This window comes from Streptococcus macedonicus ACA-DC 198 (assembly GCA_000283635.1).
Classification (GTDB): domain Bacteria; phylum Bacillota; class Bacilli; order Lactobacillales; family Streptococcaceae; genus Streptococcus; species Streptococcus macedonicus.
Genome location: HE613569.1, coordinates 1,939,939 through 1,959,250 on the forward strand (window position 1 = coordinate 1,939,939; position 19,312 = coordinate 1,959,250).

18 protein-coding genes and 3 pseudogenes are annotated in these 19,312 nt (G+C 32.9%); all 21 read right to left on the reverse strand.

The window, feature by feature from the left end; translation table 11 throughout:
- Positions 1-103: 103 nt before the first annotated feature.
- Positions 104-1,072, reverse strand: coding sequence for a toll/interleukin-1 receptor domain-containing protein (locus tag SMA_RS09615; protein WP_006531813.1), 969 nt, complete (start codon positions 1,070-1,072; stop codon positions 104-106).
- Between the two features lie 85 nt (positions 1,073-1,157).
- Positions 1,158-1,565, reverse strand: a pseudogene (locus SMA_RS09620) (hypothetical protein); the annotation flags it as partial.
- A gap of 118 nt (positions 1,566-1,683) precedes the next feature.
- On the reverse strand, positions 1,684-1,908 hold the full coding sequence (locus SMA_RS09625) for a hypothetical protein (RefSeq protein WP_014295357.1): 225 nt from the start codon (positions 1,906-1,908) through the stop codon (positions 1,684-1,686).
- Positions 1,909-1,958: 50 nt separating this feature from the next.
- Positions 1,959-2,756 (reverse strand): annotated as a pseudogene (locus SMA_RS09630) (ParA family protein).
- Positions 2,757-2,759: 3 nt separating this feature from the next.
- Positions 2,760-3,125 (reverse strand): hypothetical protein, encoded by a 366-nt coding sequence (locus SMA_RS09635; protein WP_006531809.1) that lies wholly within the window; start codon positions 3,123-3,125, stop codon positions 2,760-2,762.
- 120 nt (positions 3,126-3,245) lie between these two features.
- The gene (locus SMA_RS09640; protein ID WP_006531808.1) at positions 3,246-3,830 is read right to left on the reverse strand and encodes a recombinase family protein; all 585 of its coding nucleotides are present in this window, start codon (positions 3,828-3,830) and stop codon (positions 3,246-3,248) included.
- A gap of 105 nt (positions 3,831-3,935) precedes the next feature.
- Positions 3,936-4,733, reverse strand: coding sequence for a hypothetical protein (locus SMA_RS09645; RefSeq protein ID WP_000791270.1), 798 nt, complete (start codon positions 4,731-4,733; stop codon positions 3,936-3,938).
- Positions 4,734-4,768: 35 nt separating this feature from the next.
- Positions 4,769-6,397, reverse strand: coding sequence for a helical hairpin domain-containing protein (locus SMA_RS09650; RefSeq protein ID WP_014295358.1), 1,629 nt, complete (start codon positions 6,395-6,397; stop codon positions 4,769-4,771).
- Complete coding sequence (locus SMA_RS09655) at positions 6,369-6,743, reverse strand: plasmid mobilization protein (protein WP_014295359.1); 375 nt, start codon at positions 6,741-6,743, stop codon at positions 6,369-6,371. The genes SMA_RS09650 and SMA_RS09655 overlap by 29 nt, the downstream gene beginning before the upstream one ends.
- A gap of 307 nt (positions 6,744-7,050) precedes the next feature.
- Positions 7,051-7,350 (reverse strand): hypothetical protein, encoded by a 300-nt coding sequence (locus tag SMA_RS09665; RefSeq protein WP_014295361.1) that lies wholly within the window; start codon positions 7,348-7,350, stop codon positions 7,051-7,053.
- 57 nt (positions 7,351-7,407) lie between these two features.
- The gene (locus SMA_RS09670; protein ID WP_014295362.1) at positions 7,408-12,045 is read right to left on the reverse strand and encodes a PBECR4 domain-containing protein; all 4,638 of its coding nucleotides are present in this window, start codon (positions 12,043-12,045) and stop codon (positions 7,408-7,410) included.
- A gap of 48 nt (positions 12,046-12,093) precedes the next feature.
- A complete protein-coding gene (locus tag SMA_RS09675) occupies positions 12,094-13,830 on the reverse strand; it encodes a DNA topoisomerase (RefSeq protein WP_014295363.1) in 1,737 nt (578 codons plus the stop codon).
- Positions 13,831-13,970: 140 nt separating this feature from the next.
- Positions 13,971-14,120, reverse strand: a pseudogene (locus tag SMA_RS11440) (IS256 family transposase); the annotation flags it as partial.
- Positions 14,092-14,367, reverse strand: coding sequence for a hypothetical protein (locus SMA_RS12415; RefSeq protein WP_014295364.1), 276 nt, complete (start codon positions 14,365-14,367; stop codon positions 14,092-14,094). The pseudogene SMA_RS11440 and the gene SMA_RS12415, both read right to left, overlap by 29 nt.
- 81 nt (positions 14,368-14,448) lie before the next feature.
- The gene (locus SMA_RS11615) at positions 14,449-14,586 is read right to left on the reverse strand and encodes a hypothetical protein (RefSeq protein WP_014295365.1); all 138 of its coding nucleotides are present in this window, start codon (positions 14,584-14,586) and stop codon (positions 14,449-14,451) included.
- Positions 14,587-14,621: 35 nt separating this feature from the next.
- On the reverse strand, positions 14,622-16,688 hold the full coding sequence (locus tag SMA_RS09685; RefSeq protein WP_014295366.1) for a VirD4-like conjugal transfer protein, CD1115 family: 2,067 nt from the start codon (positions 16,686-16,688) through the stop codon (positions 14,622-14,624).
- Positions 16,688-17,179 carry a DUF3801 domain-containing protein gene (locus SMA_RS09690; protein ID WP_014295367.1) on the reverse strand — a complete coding sequence of 164 codons (492 nt, stop codon included), beginning with the start codon at positions 17,177-17,179 and terminating at the stop codon, positions 16,688-16,690. The genes SMA_RS09685 and SMA_RS09690 overlap by 1 nt, the downstream gene beginning before the upstream one ends.
- 17 nt (positions 17,180-17,196) lie before the next feature.
- Positions 17,197-18,000: a hypothetical protein gene (locus SMA_RS09695; protein WP_014295368.1), complete on the reverse strand. Its 804-nt coding sequence runs from the start codon at positions 17,998-18,000 to the stop codon at positions 17,197-17,199.
- Positions 18,000-18,275: a hypothetical protein gene (locus tag SMA_RS09700; RefSeq protein WP_014295369.1), complete on the reverse strand. Its 276-nt coding sequence runs from the start codon at positions 18,273-18,275 to the stop codon at positions 18,000-18,002. Before SMA_RS09700 ends, SMA_RS09695 begins: the two co-directional genes overlap by 1 nt.
- Positions 18,276-18,290: 15 nt before the next feature.
- Positions 18,291-18,677: a single-stranded DNA-binding protein gene (locus tag SMA_RS09705; protein WP_014295370.1), complete on the reverse strand. Its 387-nt coding sequence runs from the start codon at positions 18,675-18,677 to the stop codon at positions 18,291-18,293.
- Between the two features lie 12 nt (positions 18,678-18,689).
- On the reverse strand, positions 18,690-19,295 hold the full coding sequence (locus SMA_RS09710) for a hypothetical protein (RefSeq protein ID WP_014295371.1): 606 nt from the start codon (positions 19,293-19,295) through the stop codon (positions 18,690-18,692).
- Positions 19,296-19,312 lie beyond the last annotated feature (17 nt).

Consider the following 19,312-nt stretch of genomic DNA (forward strand, 5'->3'; position numbering starts at 1 on the left):
ATCGCTAGTTAAACTTATATATATGAATTATAAAACGCACTAAACCTATACAAATTAAGCTGTTTAATAACAAAATCTACGAGACAATCACTTTATTATTTTATTAGTTGTTTTTACTTTGAATGAAATCATCAGTAATATTAATGGGATTTAATATTCGATATTGAAGAGTTACCTTGCTTTTTACTTCATCCTTACTATTCATGTCTATATTCAGAATTTTACCAATAGCAACAAAATTGTTTTTATTCACCCACACAATACCATCACCGATCTCAAGAGTTGTAGACCACTTAAAATGAAATAGGTCATCAACTGGAATATCAGAGGTCTTTCTGACTTTTTCAAAAAGTGTAAAGTTATGAATACGAAATGTCTTCTGGACTTTATTATAAGAATGTATATTTTGTACCCCACTAGTAGACCAATGGGTCGTAAAATTCATTGGTGGTAAACCTATCTCAAAATCTCCTTCATTTAATAAATATTGAAATGAAACTATCCCTTCTGGTTGACATTCAAAATTCATCAAATCTATTGTATCAGCTAATAACTTGAATTTTTCTACATTATTATAATAATTTTCTATTCTCTTTTTTGGCTCTACACCCTTTACTGATAGTGCTTCATCTCTTAATGTACTAATAAGTTCAAAAATATTGTTTCTATTATCTTGAGAATATGGCTCAGAAAAATTTAACTCACTAACAAATTTACCACGAAAAAATGATGGTAAATTGACAAATTTACCTTTTTCTATAATTGGAATAATAAATTTGCTGTCGGCATTTTCTTGTAATAGTGTGAACTCAGTATTTACACCTGTACCGATTTTTGTCATCTTTTTAGTATATGTTTCTGTACAAATACATAATACAAATCTTGAAGTATTGACTCCCTCTAACATGAATGAATCTAATTTTGTTCCGGGATGATTCTCATATACATCAAGAAGTACTTCAAAATCCCATTTTTTTAAATAAACCGCTAACCATTGGGTAAACATTTTTACTTTTTTATCTTTTTCACTATTTTCTTCCCAAGCATAAGAAATAAAAATTTTTTTCTTCATAAATTTTCCTCGCAACTTAACTAACCCATGACCTAGTCAAGCATTTTTATACACTAGTGTTACAAAAATGCTTGACTAGGTCAGTTTCTTCAACTTGGTCAACAGCCGCTGTGGCAATCTGCCCTACTTCATTTTCAAACACCTTATAACGCCCAACTGGTGCATATTCATTATATTCTGAACTTGTTCCAGCTTTTAAAATGCTATGTAGTTTTTTAACATAGTCTTCTGTTAGCTGCTCATCAACTGTATTAATGATATAGTCAAAACATTTAAAATGATTGTTAGTTTCAACCAAATCATCAATTTTGATGCCTGTTCCACCAATATTTGCGATTGTTTTTGTTTCATAAATGAAACTAGTTTGCTCTTCAGTTAGACGATTGCCTTCAATTTTATTTGAATTATAAGCAAAATGCTTCTGAGTAATATCATAAATGCCACCATGAACCCTGCCATCTCGTTCAACTTTAAGTCTTGTAATTAAATCCATGATTATTCTCCTTTAATGGGCAGTATATTCATATTTATAACATTCAATATAAATATATGTGTAAATATATTTATAACTATCTATATCATTTTATATATAATTATAAATATAACAATATTTATAACTCGAAGTTTTTAAAATAATCATTTAGAAATGATGATGCAGATCGATAACCACGATTATGAGCAATTTGTGTAATTTTTTCTCGTACAGATGGTTGTAACGAAAACATAAATTGTTTAGTTCTTTCAAACTCAAAATTTGAATTAGTGTTATGTTTAGTTGTGTTGTCAGTTGATTTTAAAAGATTGCTAATTTTGTCTTGGTTATTATCAAATGCCATATTTTTCTCCTCTATACTCAATATAATTATATACACCAATATAAATATATTTACATTGCTATTTTATCAGTAATTGTTTTGAATGTACAGTTAATACTATCAAAGAATTTTTTATGTTTTTGATATAGTACTTTATCTTCCTTCATCTCTGAAAGAGACACTTTATCTAATGTTGAGCGATTGAACAACTCTCTATAAGGAATAGTTGATAGAACATTATCATTGCCTTGAAGCTGTTCTACAAGTTCTCTTGAAGAATTGGTATTGTGCTTGATCATATTTCCTAAAAAGTATAAATCAGCTGTAACATAACTTTTGCGAGTTTTAAAATCGAATGTTTCAGCTTTAAATTCTTCAAGACGTTCTTGAATATTGAATGTTGCTGAATAGCCAAATTTTGACGGAACAACAGGACTTAAAACAGCGTGACTTACTACGACAGCATTACGTGTTGCCGTTGAAAAATCAGGATGACAATCAATTAAAATAAAGTCATATTTACCAAGATTTTTAGGCTCATAATTGTCTTCTAACCACATGTAAAGCAACATATCTTTTTAATTTTTAGTTTCAAGTTCTTTCTCAAGACTATCTAAGCGGATATACCCTGGGATTAAATCAATATTATCTTTAAGATGATGAATAGCAACGTCACCTTTTCGTTTAAAGATATTAGCAACAGTCCCCTCACTTTCAAAAACATCATACGTTTGAGTTAGATTACATTGATGATCTAAATCAATTAAAAGTACCTGATAGTTTTGCTCAGCTAACCATTCAGCATAATTATATGCTAAAGTTGTTTTTCCTACACCGCCTTTAATAGCTGCAAATGTAATAATTTTCATTTTTTATTCTCCTTCAAATTCTTCTTCAATCCATTCAATGATATTTTCTGCTAAATCATTGATAATTATTTTCCAAGCTTCTTGAAGTGTTTTAATATTTTGATTATCAAAATCATCTTCAATTTGATCTAATTCGCTTGTACCTTTTAGACATTGTCTTAATAAGTCTTGTAAGTCACTAAAATTTTTAACGTTATTATCTTGCGAGGAAATGACAAGTGTTATTTCACAATCGTTAGTTCTTTGATTAAAATCAGCTAAATACAAATGAATTAATTGATATCGTCTTGAAATAGATTTTAGCAAGCTTTGTAAATCCTCTAAATTCATTGAACCTACTACCTCAAACTTTATTTGTGTTCTTGTCATTTATTACACCTCGTTTCATTTTCTAAATATATTATAGCATTTTTATATATATTTGTAAATATATTTATATATATAATTGTAAATATGTTTGTAAACATCATTATATATAATGTTTCTATACTATCTATGAATACCATATTTTTTTCGATAACGTCTAAACGTTCGCTCATTAATCCCCGTCAGTTCTGCAACATCTCTATCTGATTTTCCTGAAAGAAACAAGCCAAAAGCATGCTGCAATCTGCTGTCATCAGCTGAAAACAGTGCCCTACGTCCCTTATATTTACCCTGGGCTTTTGCAATGGCAATTCCTTGTGCCTGACGCTCTTTAATACGTTCTCTTTCAGCTTGCGCCTGATACTTATATAATTCCAATATCAAATTATTTAATAGACGTCTTAGATTATCATCTTCAATCCCTCTAAGGGTGGGGAGATTAAGAACTTCCAAGGTTGCACCTTTTAATTTTATCTCATCCATAACTTCGGTTAATTCTTTGTTATTTCTTCCTAGTCGCTCCAATTCAGTTACAACGACTATATCACCATCACGAATATAATCCAGCATTGCAATCAACTGAGGACGCTCTCTACTTGCTCCACTGATAGACTCTTTAAAAATCTTTTCAACGTTATTTAATTGTTTTAACTGCCTATCTAAATTTTGGTCAGCTGAACTGACCCTTGCATAACCGATTTTCGCCATTTTTTCTCCTCTATTTTGCCTAACTCTACTGTCCTATTCGAGAATCCTTTAAAATCAAGGTAAAACAAAAAGGACAATAAGGTATACTTAAATGTCCTTTTTGTTTTACAAATGCAATGCACTCACAAAACCAATTCTTACAAAATAATATGAAAATCCATCCTTGTACGGATATGGAGCTGGCGCTAATGTTTCTCCAAGAACTTGAAAATCTAGAAGCACACCAAGCTCTTTTTTATTTCTTCGAAACATATCATTATAAGATAGCTTTAATTCTATCCGAATAAGATTTTGACTAGTATTTTCATCTTTTAAAAACAAATAATTAGGAAAATTGATGATGACATCTGCTTTTTCATCAACCAAAATATCTCCCATAGACAATGGCAGATTTGAAGCAATATAAAGTTTGCTATCATCATCCCAGCTTACTTCTTCGATTTTTACACTATCCAGTGAGACATCAACTGCTTCTCCTCTTCCCTTATTTTTAAAAAGTACATGAAAAGAAGTCATACATTTCATTTGTTCTTCAAAAATTCTTTCTTTTTGCCCTCTTAAAGGATCATCATTAAAATACCATACTGGAAAACGAACACTTAATTCTCGATTTACAATAAAATCGGAATATTCATTCTCTACTGAAGCAAGTTTTATGATTGGTTTATATTTAATTGCGTCATCCGCTTCTGATTGTTTAGTCTGATAATTCAGAGTCATAACAACACCAACCAAGGTAATAATACCACCTAACAATGAACCATAATAAGAAAGTAAGTCACCTGCTCCCCACTCAGCAATAAATAATGGAGCTAAATACACTTTAAAGGAAAGATTGATAAAGATAGGAACAATAACAACTAAGATAACACTTACAAGTATAATAATTTTTTTGTTTTTCATATTTATATATTATAACCTTTTTCCTGAAGTAAGCATCATAATTTCTTACTATTTTTATGTGCCATTTCCTCACGCTCTTCTTTCATCTCTTTTGCAAAGTCATAATCTTTTACAATTTTATCTCTGTGCTTTTTGAGTATGTCACGTTCAATCTGAAGCTCTTTAATTTCTTTTTGTAATTCTTCTAGTTTTGTATTCTTATCAATTTTACCTTTTTCAAGAAGTTCAAGACTTACTTCTGAAGGAACTATATTATTTTGATAATCTGATAAAGCACCCATAAGTTTATTAAGATAAGTCATCTTTTCATCCAAGAACTCTAAAGTCTTATCGGTTTCATCCAATTGTTCCAAAAATTGATTTTGTAATTCTTCAAATTGTTTTGAATTGGTAACTTTGTTAATTGCCAAAAAGTTAAATTCATCAACTAATCTATCTAAATTTGTAATATTTTTGTTTTTAGTCAAAATCATTTCACCATTTTGAGCAGATAGTTGCTTGATTAAAGTTGTTCCGTTAATAAAACGATTTTGTTCAGAATGGTCAGCATTCAAAAAGTAAAAGAAATCATTCTTTTTAACAAAAGCTGTAAATGTTCCATCTTCATTTTGGTCAAGCATTCTTGCAGAAATAGAGACTGTACCTTTTCTATCTAATCCAAAAGTAATTGGAACATAAATAGATTGACTGGTAAGTTGCTGCACTTGCCAAGGTTCAATTGTGATTTGTAACTCAAAATCATCTTGTTTACTTTCCTGTTCTTCATCATATTTTTCCTTTATGACGTTTAAATTATAAACAACTTCATTTGTCGCAATTTGTTCTTTGATTTTTTCAAGTGAGAACTTACCTTTTTTAGATAATGTACGATCACGAACAAAACGCTCTTGTGGTTGATCCAGTAACATATATTTAACGTACTTACCACTCGTATCAATTTGCAAGTTTAAAGCTTTTGCTTTTTGTAAAAAGTCATTCATATCTAACGAGTGCTTTAACAAAAAGTTCAACCGTTCTTTAATCTCAAAGCGATAATTATTTTTTCGTCTCCATGCAGCATATTCAGTGTGAGAGTTTCTAAGCCTTGGTTCTAAAACTTTTGCGCCATATAGCTCAGCATACTTATTTGAAATTTGAAATAAGTTGCGAGCTGTATTTTTTTGCCAACGAAACTTTTTCAAAGTCACTTCGTTAGTTGTATTAAAAATGATATGGTTATGTAAGTGTCCTTTATCCATGTGCGTTGCAACAACAAATTGATAATCACCACCAGTTAACTCTAAAGCGGTTTTTCGTCCAATCTCGTTAACTTCTTCTGGAGTTAAGCCATCTTCTGGTGAAAACGATTGGATGATATGGTGCGCTAAAACACGTTTATCATTTTTTAAATCTGATAAGGTATCATTATTGTATAAAACATCAACTGACTCTTTCAATAAAATAAAATCTTCATAAATCGTTTGCGGATCAGATATATCTGTCAAATCATGACCAGATATTAATCGTTTCATCACTTGACCATTGACAATTTCAAAAGAATAATTTTCATCACCCTCTAAATGTTCTGTATCTAATTTTAAGGTTGCACTGTCACGTGTAATATAATCAATTGCTTGTTTTAATTTATTAGTGTGTTTAATCTGAAGAACCTTCGTCACTACCATTTAATTTCGCATGTCCTTTCGTTTTAAATTCATCAAAAAGTAATTCCTTCATATCATCAATTTCAGCTTGTAAAGCTTTAAAAAGTTCATTATCAATCTCATCAAAAGTGTTAGCATAACGAACTAACTGATTGACGTTTTGACCAATACGATTAACTTCAATTCGTAACTTCTGTAATTCTGAATAATCATAGGTTACTATTTTTCCATTTTGCAACATCTCTAAAGCATATGCTTGAAACGTTTTTTTATTGGCATGAGAAAAGCGTTGACGAATTTTACTAGCTCCAGCTTCGGTAGCTCTTAACTTAAATTCAACTGAACGTTTTCGTTTTTTGTCTGCCATGTCCTGTTTCCTTTCTAAAAACTATGATGATTATTATAGTTTCCTATCCCCGGTACTCAAGGTGAACTTTCATACCGGCAAGATTAGCAAGTGGTACCCCACTTACGAAAATAAAAAGCAAAAAAGCCTATTTGTAGGGCAACCCCACAAACAGACTTTTGACTTTTTACACTTTGGGGAAATCCCCAATCCCCTTTTTGGCACTTCGTGCATTTTTCAAAAATGACAATTTTTGATAATTGCATTTTGGTAAAATGCAACAATAGAAAAACTGACAATTTGAAAATTGTCAGCATTCCCTCTTATGTCATTTTTCGTTTTTTTGGCTTGGTTCCCAAGAAAAAACTTCTGTTTTTATCTTTTGATAATTGTCTTCCGATAATTCTTCCAGTGTAGCAATGCTAACTGAAAGCTCATCAAGATAATCATTGTTATCTTCTGTAGACAATTCTTCAAAATCAGATTTTAACATATCCAATAACTCGTCTTTTGATTTTTGGATAATATCAATGTTAACAATTTTGTTTCCTTTGAGCCATTCGCTCATGTCAAAATAATAACTCATCAATAATGTTTCAGTTGTCATCATCATTTCTTCTGTTACCATAACTTGTCTCTCCTTCTACTTTTAAAGTTAGTCCTTTTTTATGCGACCTACGCTGCGTTATTGCTTGGTAGGTCGATTGACTTTTTTTGATTGTTCTTCATTGTCAGGCGTTACCTGTTTGCTTTCCTCTTTAGCTTTTTGCAAACTTTGATAAAATGGGTTTGCTGCTTTGGATAATTCTCGTTTTTGACTTTCAGTTAGTTTTTCATCTTTTGAAACTGTTAGGCTTTGATATTTTTCTAAATACTTATCAATACGTTTCATAAGAGAACTTGCTTCTTCTTGAACAATTTCAAGCTGTGCTTTTAGATTTTCTAGTCCATCTGGTTCTTGTGACCAAGAAGCAAGATAGGCAAATGAGTCATTACTTGTATCAAAACCTAAATGATTAGATACAACATAAGCAATTGACTCAGCTTGTAATTCTTTTGAAGAACGTGTCAATTTACCTTCAAAACGTTCCGTTAAACTCTTCTTATTGTGTAATTCAGAATGTGCCATTTCATGAATTAGGGTTGAAAGAGTTTGTTCGTAAGTCATCCCTTTTTTAATTGTGATTTCATTTGTTTTAGGACTGTAAGAACCATCTGATTTTTCAAGTTCTCTAAAACGAATTGGAATACCATTTTCTTTTTGAGAAATATCCCTTAATGAGCGGTAAACATTTTGATAATACTCTTTAGTAATTTGGCTAGGAATGACTTCACCCATTTTAGGTAAATTCAATTCTTTACCTTTTACAGGTGATACTTGACTAATATCAAAAACAGGAACAGGTTTAAAGTAGGTAATAGTTTCTTTTTCTCCCGTTTCAGAATTAATAATAGGGTTGCCATCAACATCTTTTTTAATTACTGTGATTGGTGCTTGAACATAAAGAGCTTTTTCACCTTTATTAACATGACCGTTTCGCTTCTTCCACTCATTAAAAGAGGCAACCATACTAGCTTTAGGTAATTGAGCTTTTATTAACCTAATGTTTCTTGCTGAATAATTGTTGAAGTGTGACATCCCTTCAAGATAGTTCTTATAGTTGTCACTATCAAAATAATCTTTAATACCTTCCTGTAAATGTTGATTAAGTGCTGCTGTATTTTTGGCTTTAATCATTTCTGATAATGTTAAGTCACGTTTATTCATTTCTTCTTTTCGACTGTCTGGCGTATCTGATGGATTAGTGGCATCCGTACCACTAGCTTTTTCAACGCTATCTAAAATACCATCTCCATCTGTATCTGGACTGTATGGATTAGTACCTAATGCAATTTCTTCATCATCTGTTAGACCATCACCGTCAGAATCCTGCACTTTTTGATTTTCTTCTTGTATCTTGTTGACCCATACTTCTTTATAAAAATCTGAATTTTCATCTAGAAGATTATCTGCTCGTGCTGCCTTAACAATAACATCAAAATTATTGTCATATCTTTCAGCATATTCAAAGTATTTGTCCCAAGCAGGATATAAGTTTTCTGAAATGTTTTTTCTGTTGTCTTTTCCGACTCGTGCACCAACATTGTAGACGGCATCTAAGACTTTTGAAAAATCTTCAGCTGTCAATTCTCTTTCAGCTACCTTAACAGCTTTTTCAGGTGCTAGCTCTTGTTCAAGGAATTTGTAAATTTCTTCATTTCTTTCCAAACCATCACCTATATCAAGACGTTCTTGTTGTACTACTTTATTATCTTGAATTTTATTAAAGTAGAATTTATAATAGCCTTCACCTTCACCATTTAAACTTGCTAGATACAAACGATAATCATAATCTTTAATGCGTTCAAGTAATTCTTCTGTCAGACCTGCACCTGTAAAACTAGGAATTTCTACATTACCTGATAAATTAGTTTCATTAAATTCAATAACCCATTCAGCTTTTGGGACTGTATTTGATAAGTCTTCAAGTTGTCCATTTTTAACAATTGATAACATTTTTTCACCACCATCTTTGATAACTTCTTCATTAACAGATAAGATTTTAAATTCTCCATCTTTCTCACCAATGATACCTAAAACATCTTTGTTATTTGCCATCGACAATTCAGATTCTAGCTTATTAGTAACTTTCATTAATGAAGCTGGAAGATACTCACCATCAACATTTCTAAAAGCAATCAAAACATCCTTGTCTTCAGTACGAATAGCTTTACCTAAGTCCAATCGGTGCATACGTTCAACATCTGATAAATCGTCAAATATAAAACTATTAGAGTCAATTACTGCTTTAAAATCAGGTAAGACTTGAATTTTGCTGAATGTAGCACCCTTATTTGCAACCATAATGTTTTGATAATCACCTTGACCAGATACCAAATCATCTAGAGTCTTAGCTGCAGATTGCTCTTCATCAATAGCAAAAAAGCCAATCAAGTGCGGATACTGTTCTGCTTTAAAAGTTACTTTTAAAGCTTCAATTTCATTATTATTTTTATAAAAATATGTGACATTGCTATCAGCTAACTCTTTTTTATACCACGTAGCACTTTCTTGAATTTGAGTTGCATAACGGTTTAATTTATTTAATTCTTTCTTATTAACAGGATGATAACCAGTCTTATAAATTGACTTTTCAGGCTCTGAAATGGTAAAATGAAGCAAAGGTTGAGACTGAGTTTGAGTCGGTGACGACTCATTCAAAGAGTGCTCCTTGTGAGTACTAGGTAGAGGTGCTGCCTCCTGACTTTGCTCAGGTAAATCCCCGATTGGGTTCTCAACCTTTTTTTGTTGCTCAAAATTAACAATTTCTGTCTCTTGAAGTTCTTCAGGAGATTTTTCTTTTTCATTAGATAGCCCATATTGAGCAACAATAGCTTCAAATTGGTCATCATAGTGGTCAATGACCTTGTCCCAAGTTTCATCAACGGCAGCTTTTAAATTCTTCAAAAATAGTACTTTTTGGTCAAACGTCCAATCTTGATCAGCTAAATAATCTTCAATACTATCAGCATCAATTGGATTACCATCGAGTGAAAGATATCCTGTAACACCATCAGCAGATGACTCTTCAACATAAAGATAAATATCATTTTGATTATATTCAATATCTTTTAAATGATAGTGAAAATTGATAAACGCTTCATCAGGTGCGTTTAGGTTTTCTAGTTCTTCATCGTGCCATAAATAGTAAGTTTCGCCATCAGTAATATCTGCAATCATCCCATCAAGTGCACGTTGACGTAATTCTTCTCCTTCTTTTTGACTTTCTCCAAAATCATAAATACCTCCACCTTTAAGAACGAACTCACCTTTTTGGGGTTCAACTGCTTGTGTGGTAGCTAAAAACGCATTGACGTCTTTTTGAGTGTATAAATGATTTGTGACTTGATTATCCTTAACCCAAGTTTCAAGATTACCTAACTCATCTTCAATATCAAAGTCATTGCCCCAATCTTCACCATAAGCCAAATAACCAAGTGATTGACCATTCCTCATGACTTCAAGCGTCCAAGGTGCTGCAACGTCTGTTAGATTTTCTACCTCTTCATTGCTATGAATAGCTAATGAAAGACTATAGCCCTGGTTTAAATAAACCTCATTCATATAAACAACATCAACCGCTTGAGTGCCAACTAAATCACTTTCTTGAGACAGTTGTTCTTGAATATCATCAATATTCCAAGTCTCATCAACAGTACTTTCTTTAGTCTTAGTTTCCTGTTTAAGATAATCATTCCAATCCATTTTCTCTTGATTAGCCTGACGTGGTGGTAAATCTGGTACCACAGGGATACCATCATCTTGTAAGCCTTTAATAAAGCTTTGACCTGCTTCATCATTATCAACCGCTAAGGTAATCATATCTGGTTGCTCTTGTAAAATGTTTGTTGTCTTATTTAAGGCATCTAAAGCCCCTCTAATTTGCTCAGTTGACATGGTTTGAGAGTATTTACCATCTGTTAGCATATCAGCGACATAGCGGCTAATAACGCTCTTTTTAAGTCCATCCATAGCCACAAGTTTAACATCTTGTAACTCGTCTTTGTGTAGTTCGTAGTAAGACATCAGATCGATTGGAGCTTCCGCAAAGACTAAACGTTTTGGATTTCCAATATCTAAGCTAAAGCCTGCAGTCCCATCTGAGTTCTTCATCATTTGTTTAAGACGTCCACGTTCGGGGTGCTGAACACGATTTTCAACAATTCCTTGAAGGCTAGCACCAATCATTTTTCCATCGTTATCACGGCTTTTAAAAACAATAACAGGTTCAAAATAATCACCTTTTTTACGAGTAGCTGTCGCTAAATTTCCTGATGCTAAAAATGTATCAATCGTTTCATCAGACAAACCACGTTCTTCTTTCAAATATTGTTTTCCAATATTAAAATCAGAATGTTCATAGCGTTCTAGATAATACTCAAATGGCTCTTTAACAGGTGGTTGTACCGTTACATTCTCAAATTGACCAGTTTCAAGAAAAGCTGCAGCTTCCTTAAAGCTTGGTTTTTGACCTGTTAATTCTTCTCTTACCACTTGAACCAAGTCAATAGTATTTGATCCAATACTTCTTGACCACCAACGAAATGTATTAGTATTAGGATAAATATGGAAGCTATCATGTTCTTCCCAATAATAAGTTCCGCTTGAACCTGGTTTTAGCTTCATTCCTAAGGATTCAGCCACCGCCACAATATCCATACTAACTAATTTTTGTTTTCGAGCTTCAAAGCGTTGAGAAAGTAATTCTTGCATATTTGCCATGTTTTTCTCCTTCCAAAAAACGCCACTATTTACATGAGATAGTGGCGTTTAAATTTGTTTTCCTTTTTCAATTTGTTTAGTGATAGCCCATTTGATTTTGTCAACGAAGGCTTCTTTTTGAATTTTTCCTTGTCCGATTTGAGCTAATACTTCTTCCCATTTTCCTGTTGTTTCAGGATTAGTATAAGCAATCTCTAATTGGTCAAGATAATGAATAAGTAGCTTTCCTCGTTCTGTCGGGAAAAACTGTCCTGTTTTCTTATTCTTAGTGACATAACCTTTGTCCTGAATTAAATCAATCATCCCATCACGAGTTGCAGACGTCCCTAAATTGTATTTAGGTAACAATTTCTTCAATAAAATTTGTTCAGTAATTCGTGTCGGTGGCTTTGTCATTTCCTCTAAGAGTTTGCATTCAACAGTGATAGTTTGCCCTTCCTGGTAATTGGGTAACTCTTTATCTTCTTTTTTTACGGCTAAATAGTTTCGCCATCCCTTATCCTTAGTTACAGCACCAGTTGCTTTAAATTCAAGCCCATGATTATCGAGAATAACACTGGTTGATTGATAGCGATAGTCAGGGGTAAACATCAACAAAGTCCTAAAGACTACCTTCTGATAAATAAGCTTTTCATCATCGCTTAGCTCACTCAAATCAGGAATAGTTTCAGTTGGAATAATAGCATAGTGTTCTAACACTTTCTTATCATTCACATAAGCTTTTCTTGGCGAGCGATTAGGTGTTTCTAATTGTTTATTGATTGCCTTTTGATAGTCTTCAATATGTTCAACAAGATAAGCAAATTCATTGGTTGTAATCAAGGTTGAATCAGTACGTGGGTAAGAAAGATAGCCTTTTTGATAAAGGCTTTGAACCAATTCTTTCGTTTTAGTGGCATCAAAATGATATAGCTTACTCATTTCTGATTGAAAATTAGTTAAATTATAAAGCTTAGGTGCTTCTTGCACTTTTTCTTCACTCGTAACCGTTTTGACAACTGCTATATTAGCTAACTGTTGTAGCATCTGTTCTGCTTCAGCTTTTGATTGATATTTAATATCGTTGCCAAATGTAACTTTGGCTTCAGGATCAATCAGTTTTAGCTGCCAATAAGGACTCGGTTTAAAATTTTCAATGGCTTCATCATTTCTAACGATTAGACTAACAATAGGTGTTTGAACTCGTCCAACAGACATAGAATGGTCTTTCTTGTCTAAATACCCTTCTTCTTTCATTTTAATGGTTACGAAAGGACTTAAATTAAACCCAACCAGCCAGTCTGCATCACCTCTTGCATCTGCTTCATGAAAGTAGTTAACTGAATCCTTTGGATTTTTAAGACTTGAGAAGGCTTGTTCTAAACCTTTCTTTGTTAAAGAGTTTGCCCATAAGCGATATTTAATCTTTCTTAGGGCTCCTGGAATTAATTCTAAAATACGATAAGCAATGGCTTCTCCTTCACGGTCAGGATCAGTACCAATGATTATGGCATCTACTTCCTTAACCGCTTTTTTGATAGCCTTAAAGCGTTTAATAGTATCTTTTTTAGGCTCATAAGAAAAGCCTTCAGGTAAAGCAGGAAGATTCGCCATCTCCCAATTTTCAAAGTTTGTATATGGATTAATTCGTTCAACTAAGTGACCAACGGCAGGTGCAACAATCACTTCAGCATTCAATACAGATGATTGAACACGCCAAACACCTTTATCGTTTTTAGGGTTTCCTAAAGCGTTCGCATACTTTTTAGCCTGGTCAGGCTTTTCTGCTAAAAGTAGATATTTCAATAAAATCACTCTCCTTTCTATTATTTCTATCATAGTTATAAAATATTTTTTATTAAGAAAATAAATGATAAAATAGACTAAAAATTATTTAGGATACTGTCAATAATTATGTGTAAACACTCAAGTAGAGTTGAAGAATGTTAATCAAATAAGCTTTCAAGTGTGTCAGCACATTGGCCAAACCCTTTATGGATGCGTTGATTTTGCTTGAAATTATAATCTTCAAACAGGTTAACTAAATAACGTTCCAGAGCCTCCTCGTTAGGAAAAAGGACCTTCTTTTTTGTTTTTTAGAAGATGTTGCACTTCTTGCATTTGCTCTTCACCAAAAGCAGAAGACAGGGCTTTTTGGTATTCTAAGAACTGAATCGTCTCTTTTAAAGAAACAATCAATTCTTCCAGTTGTTCAGGAGTATATTGAAGATACATGTCATCAAAGTTAGCTTGTCTTACATAACCACTACCAATGAGGTTTTGAAAATCATTATATTCCTCTGTCTTATAGTCACCATGAGCTTTATTTTTAAATAATTTCATTATAATCTCCTTATATATTTTAAATAAGTCACACGATTTTACAAAAACAAAAGCTACACCGTTTAACGATGTAGCTTATTTTTAGTCTGATAAATTTAATAGTAACTGTTCAAGTTTAGTAACCAAAGGATCATCTGGATGTTCCTTTAGATAATGTAACAATTCATCCTCTGAAATTCCAAGTGTTTTAAAGAATGGACTTTGTTTTGATGTAGCCATATAAACCTCCTGAAACTATTATACTTTATTACAGGCTAAACTTCACCATAATACTCACCATCTTCTTCATCTTCTGGTGGGAGTTCAAAGATTTCACCAGTCTCAAAATCCACTGCTTTGATTTCACTTTCTTGTGTCTGAGATTGGCTTTCTACGCTCATTTCAGGCAATTGAATGGGTACTTGTTCATAAACAGGCTCTTCTGTGCCTTGCATGTTTACTTCATCAGCTTGTGCTACTTCAACTTCAGTTAGTTTTGAAGTATCAATATCATTATCTTTAACAAACTGATCATAACCTTTCATATCTGGATACCAGATATTTTTAGGGTCAATTTTTCCATCACGTGCATTATTAAAAAGTTCTGGATCTTCAACCATGAAACGAATGTAGTTATACCATTTCCCATCATTCGGATTGTCAGATAATTCATCTTTCATAGGGTGGTCTGTCACCATAGCCTTTTTATCTCGGAAAACATTTTGTTTTGAGATAAATACTAATGCTTCATCAACACCTATACGTGCAATTTCATCAGGTGTCATCAAGTCACGCTGATGAGCTTGTGTACTTGTAGATCCTGATACACGTTGACCACGTTGTTCAGAATAGCTTTTTTGTGTAATGGTTTGTTTACCAGCACGCATTGAGAAGTAACGCATAGTATCTTCGTCATTAGTCCCTAAGAATAGCAAGGTTGCACAGTTATTAACCATTGATTTTCGTGCTTTATCACCATAAATCGTATCAAGCTGACTAATGGCTTGAATGATGATTTTTACGGACATTTCACGACTGCGAATAGATGCTAAAACTTCGTTAAAATGAGGTATTTTACCAATGTTCGCAAATTCATCAAAAATAAATTGAACATGCACCAAATCATCAGCTGTGTAACCATCTTTCTTTCCTTGAATAATAGCATCAGCGTTGTGTGTTAATTGGTCAAACATGACTGTAAACAAAGTAGATGCTAGGAAACTGTAAGCTGTATTAGTTTCTGAAATGGCAACAAAAACGGCTGTTTTTTCAGTGTTCCAAGTATCCATCTCCATAGTGTCAGCCATAATCAAATTAGTGACAGCTTGGTGATCGAAGATAGAATATTGTGTAGCAACAATCGCAAGAACACTGGTTCTTGTGTCAGCTTCAAAGTTACTGTTAAATAAGTCCCATTGTCGACAAGCATAATTTCCAGGCATGGCTTTTTCAAGATTTGCAAACATCTTTTCAACTGGACTTGGTTCTTTTTCATTTGGACGTTTCATGTTACGAAGTAATTCAGAGACCATTGATAGGTTAGGGGTGTAATTTTGAACCTGACTATCAAAATAGAGATAACCAATCAATGCACGATTAAGAAGAAGTTTTGCTTGATTCCAGAAATCTTCACCTTCACGATCACCTTTTTTACTTCCTTCAACGATTGCTTCTGTGATACGGTCAATATCTAGTTCTGATTTCATGTAGTGAAAAGGATTGAACATATCTGATTTAGTGAGGTTAACCAGGTCAAATACTTTAACCTGGTAACCATGTTCCTCAAGCATCTTACCAGTTTCACGAACTAAAAGTCCTTTGGGGTCGGTAACAATAAAGCTTGAATTCATTTGCATAAGGTTAGGTTTAACATAAGTAAATGTTTTACCATCACCAGGAAGCCCAACAACAAGAACATTTTTATTCAATTGCCATTGAAACGGAAGATTCTTATTAAACAATCCCATTTGGGCATTCTTTGTGAAAATCATATTGTTTGTTGGCTCTGGATCTTTAAAGCCAGCAATCTCTTGAGCAAACGCAAACTTTGCTGAACCTGCTTCTTCACCATGACGAAGAGTTTCATCAGGTTTTATTTTTAAATAAAACATCATCCCAATAAAGAAACCAACCATTGCAGCTAAAATAGCAATTGGACTGAAGTTAGGATAAAAGTATGGTTGTTCAACATATTTTTCCAGGACATAGGTATATTGACTAAATAAATTGCTCATATCAGGTTTAGGAGCAATGCTATATAACACATAAGCCCTGTGAGTCAAAAAAGCTAAAAATAGACTAATAATCAGATAAGGAATAAGAGGTTTCTTTTGAAGTTTCATCAGATACTCTTTCCTTTCTTCTTAGTTTTGACAGTATCAAGTTTTTCCTTAGTTGCTTTCTTGATTTTGTTAATCTGTTCTTTTGGAGTTAACTCTTGTTCTGATTTCATGTACTTTTCTTTAGCTTTTTTAGGGTCATTAACGATTTCATTAAGAGTATGTCTCAAAGCATCCGCAATAACTTCCCTGTTAGGTGCTTCAAACCAAACTTGTTTCGTACCGTCACCCAAATCTTTAAAAGCAAAGCGAACACCTGATTTTTTAAGCTCATCCGTAAACTTTCTAAGGTTAACATCCGCTTCTAAAAAAACAATATGATCTTTCGTCAAAGATGACAGATTGAAGTTTTTAAAAGACTGTTCTCCAATCTGTTTGTGTTCATCATAAGTTTTGTACAGCTGTTGTGCCGCATAAGCTAAAAATTGAAATAACTGTTTACCTGTCTCAAGAGTGACACGTGCACCTCTATCAAAAATTTGTTCTTGATCCATCTTTCTCCCCCTTTATGTTATGGATAAGCAGTTAGTTTAGGAGCTTTTGAGACTAAATAGCCATATTTAGCTTCTTTGTTTTGTTTTACGGTTAGTGTCAAACGTTTGTTAGCGGTTGAATTATCGTCATAGCGACAATTAATAACATAAGTTAAAGTCGTTACTTTTTTAGTCATCACTTCTTTTTCTAACAAAACACTAACTGTTGTTGCTTTGTCAGTATCAAACTGTTTTAAATCAAGCGAATTAGAAATAAAATCCTCACGAGCTGATGAGTTTGCAAAATAATTACTGATGAAATAGCGACAAAAAACATCAGCTCCTTGATTAATGGTAGTCTGTTGTGTTTTATTCTCCTCTTTTTGATACCTACTGTAATGATTAGTAAGAGAAGTCGCTAAACTAAAAATTGAGAGTAACAAAGCTATCATTACCCAAAAACGATTAGAAGACTTGGGAGTTGCTTTAACAGATGGCTTTGATTTGCTCATATTTTCGTTTGCGGTTGATAATTCATGTTTTTTCTTTTGAACTCTTTGAGTTTTTTCTTGCTTAGTCCCACGTCTGAAGAAGAATTTCTTATCCTTTTTTAGTCCAAAGTCACCTAAAAGCTCTTTAACGTCTTGTTCCCCAGAAGATGGAATAGTGAGTTCCATTGACTCTAGCAGCTCTTCATTTTTATCAAGATGAAAAAGTTGAAAAGTGGCTGTTGTATTTAGCTGCAAGCAACGATTTTCTTCACCTTCCAAGAAAAATTCTAACTCTTCTCGATTTTGAAAATCGCGCTGTTGACCTGTACTTAATCTTGTAATGCGAAACATTACGCATCACCCCCAAGTTTGTCCTTGTTATCAGCTAAAAAGGCTTCTAAGTCCGATAAACTCATGCCATATTCTTTAAGAATTTCTTGTTGACGTTTGGCTTCAAGTTCTTTAATATCGGCTTCCAGTTGTTTAATTTTCTTTTGAGCCGCTTCAAGAGATGCTTTTGCTTTATTGAGTTGTTTCAATTTGTCTTTTAAGCGATCACTTGTTGATTTTTGACGGCGTGCTGATTTAGCAGTGTGATTATTTGTTTCAAAAGTCGTTTCATTCATTGTCTAGTTCTCCTTCTATAGTGATAAATTATCTAAACTATCGTTAACAATAGTTTTTTCTTTAACAGGATAGTCACCTTGATTTTGATTAACGGCAACAATATACCATTTATCAACTTGGACTTCGGTAACTTTATGAGTTACCTCTTTTTTATCTTTATAAGTTCTAGTCTGCAAACGCCCTGTAACCTGAAGAGTATCGCCTTTAGCTGTTAACGTATGGAAACTCTCAGCTGGTGCTCCCCACAAAACACAATCAATAAAGTCTGCTGGGTAAGCCCCCTCTTCTGTTTTATAATCTCTACTTGAAGCAAGCGTAAAAGAGACCACAGAACGGTCAGTCACTTTTCTTAGCTCGGTATCTTTTGTTAGATGTCCTGTAATAATACTTTGGTTCAACATCGTTTTATTCTCCTATTCATCATTACTTGCAACAACATCTCCATAAGAATCTTGTGAAGCTGTCGGATTTTGAGAATCTGTAATCAAAAGTGTACTCATGTTATTTACTAAGTATTTCCCATTAATTTCATTGTAAGTTAACTGGATAATAGTATTATTATCTACACTCAGTTGGGCACCTTCTGTTGAATTCTTTTTCTGAAGCAAATCGTTTGTATAATTAACATAACAAATAACTTTATCATTGGTTTTATCAATATAAATTTGAGCATCTTTAAATTCAAAATTGACAACAAAGCCTTTATAAGCTTGATTTTGTGCTGTTTCTTCCTCAGATACAGCAGCATTAAACATGCCATCAGTCATATATTCTTTGTAGCGATTACGATTTTCTTCTAAATCTTTTTTAGTGTAATAAGCGATTAAAAATTGCTTAACCCAGCTTTCGGTTAACTGCTGACCTTCTTTAGTTTTCTTCACTGAAGTTGTGTGACTTGAAGATTGATTATCTGTTTTCTTTCCCATTGATCCAAATCCTAAACCAATGAGAAAGATAACGATAATACCTACAATCATCATGACACGTTTAAAAAAGGTCACTTTAAATTCATCTATCATTATCTTTCCTTTCTGTT

Bases quoted from the DNA above. Each gene is read 5' to 3' on its own strand.
- SMA_RS09615 (WP_006531813.1), bottom strand. From the start codon at position 1,072: ATGAAGAAAAAAATTTTTATTTCTTATGCTTGGGAAGAAAATAGTGAA.
- SMA_RS09625 (WP_014295357.1), bottom strand. From the start codon at position 1,908: ATGGCATTTGATAATAACCAAGACAAAATTAGCAATCTTTTAAAATCA.
- SMA_RS09635 (WP_006531809.1), bottom strand. From the start codon at position 3,125: ATGACAAGAACACAAATAAAGTTTGAGGTAGTAGGTTCAATGAATTTA.
- SMA_RS09640 (WP_006531808.1), bottom strand. From the start codon at position 3,830: ATGGCGAAAATCGGTTATGCAAGGGTCAGTTCAGCTGACCAAAATTTA.
- SMA_RS09645 (WP_000791270.1), bottom strand. From the start codon at position 4,733: ATGAAAAACAAAAAAATTATTATACTTGTAAGTGTTATCTTAGTTGTT.
- SMA_RS09650 (WP_014295358.1), bottom strand. From the start codon at position 6,397: ATGGTAGTGACGAAGGTTCTTCAGATTAAACACACTAATAAATTAAAA.
- SMA_RS09655 (WP_014295359.1), bottom strand. From the start codon at position 6,743: ATGGCAGACAAAAAACGAAAACGTTCAGTTGAATTTAAGTTAAGAGCT.
- SMA_RS09665 (WP_014295361.1), bottom strand. From the start codon at position 7,350: ATGGTAACAGAAGAAATGATGATGACAACTGAAACATTATTGATGAGT.
- SMA_RS09670 (WP_014295362.1), bottom strand. From the start codon at position 12,045: ATGGCAAATATGCAAGAATTACTTTCTCAACGCTTTGAAGCTCGAAAA.
- SMA_RS12415 (WP_014295364.1), bottom strand. From the start codon at position 14,367: ATGAAATTATTTAAAAATAAAGCTCATGGTGACTATAAGACAGAGGAA.
- SMA_RS11615 (WP_014295365.1), bottom strand. From the start codon at position 14,586: ATGGCTACATCAAAACAAAGTCCATTCTTTAAAACACTTGGAATTTCA.
- SMA_RS09685 (WP_014295366.1), bottom strand. From the start codon at position 16,688: ATGAAACTTCAAAAGAAACCTCTTATTCCTTATCTGATTATTAGTCTA.
- SMA_RS09690 (WP_014295367.1), bottom strand. From the start codon at position 17,179: ATGGATCAAGAACAAATTTTTGATAGAGGTGCACGTGTCACTCTTGAG.
- SMA_RS09695 (WP_014295368.1), bottom strand. From the start codon at position 18,000: ATGTTTCGCATTACAAGATTAAGTACAGGTCAACAGCGCGATTTTCAA.
- SMA_RS09700 (WP_014295369.1), bottom strand. From the start codon at position 18,275: ATGAATGAAACGACTTTTGAAACAAATAATCACACTGCTAAATCAGCA.
- SMA_RS09705 (WP_014295370.1), bottom strand. From the start codon at position 18,677: ATGTTGAACCAAAGTATTATTACAGGACATCTAACAAAAGATACCGAG.
- SMA_RS09710 (WP_014295371.1), bottom strand. From the start codon at position 19,295: ATGATAGATGAATTTAAAGTGACCTTTTTTAAACGTGTCATGATGATT.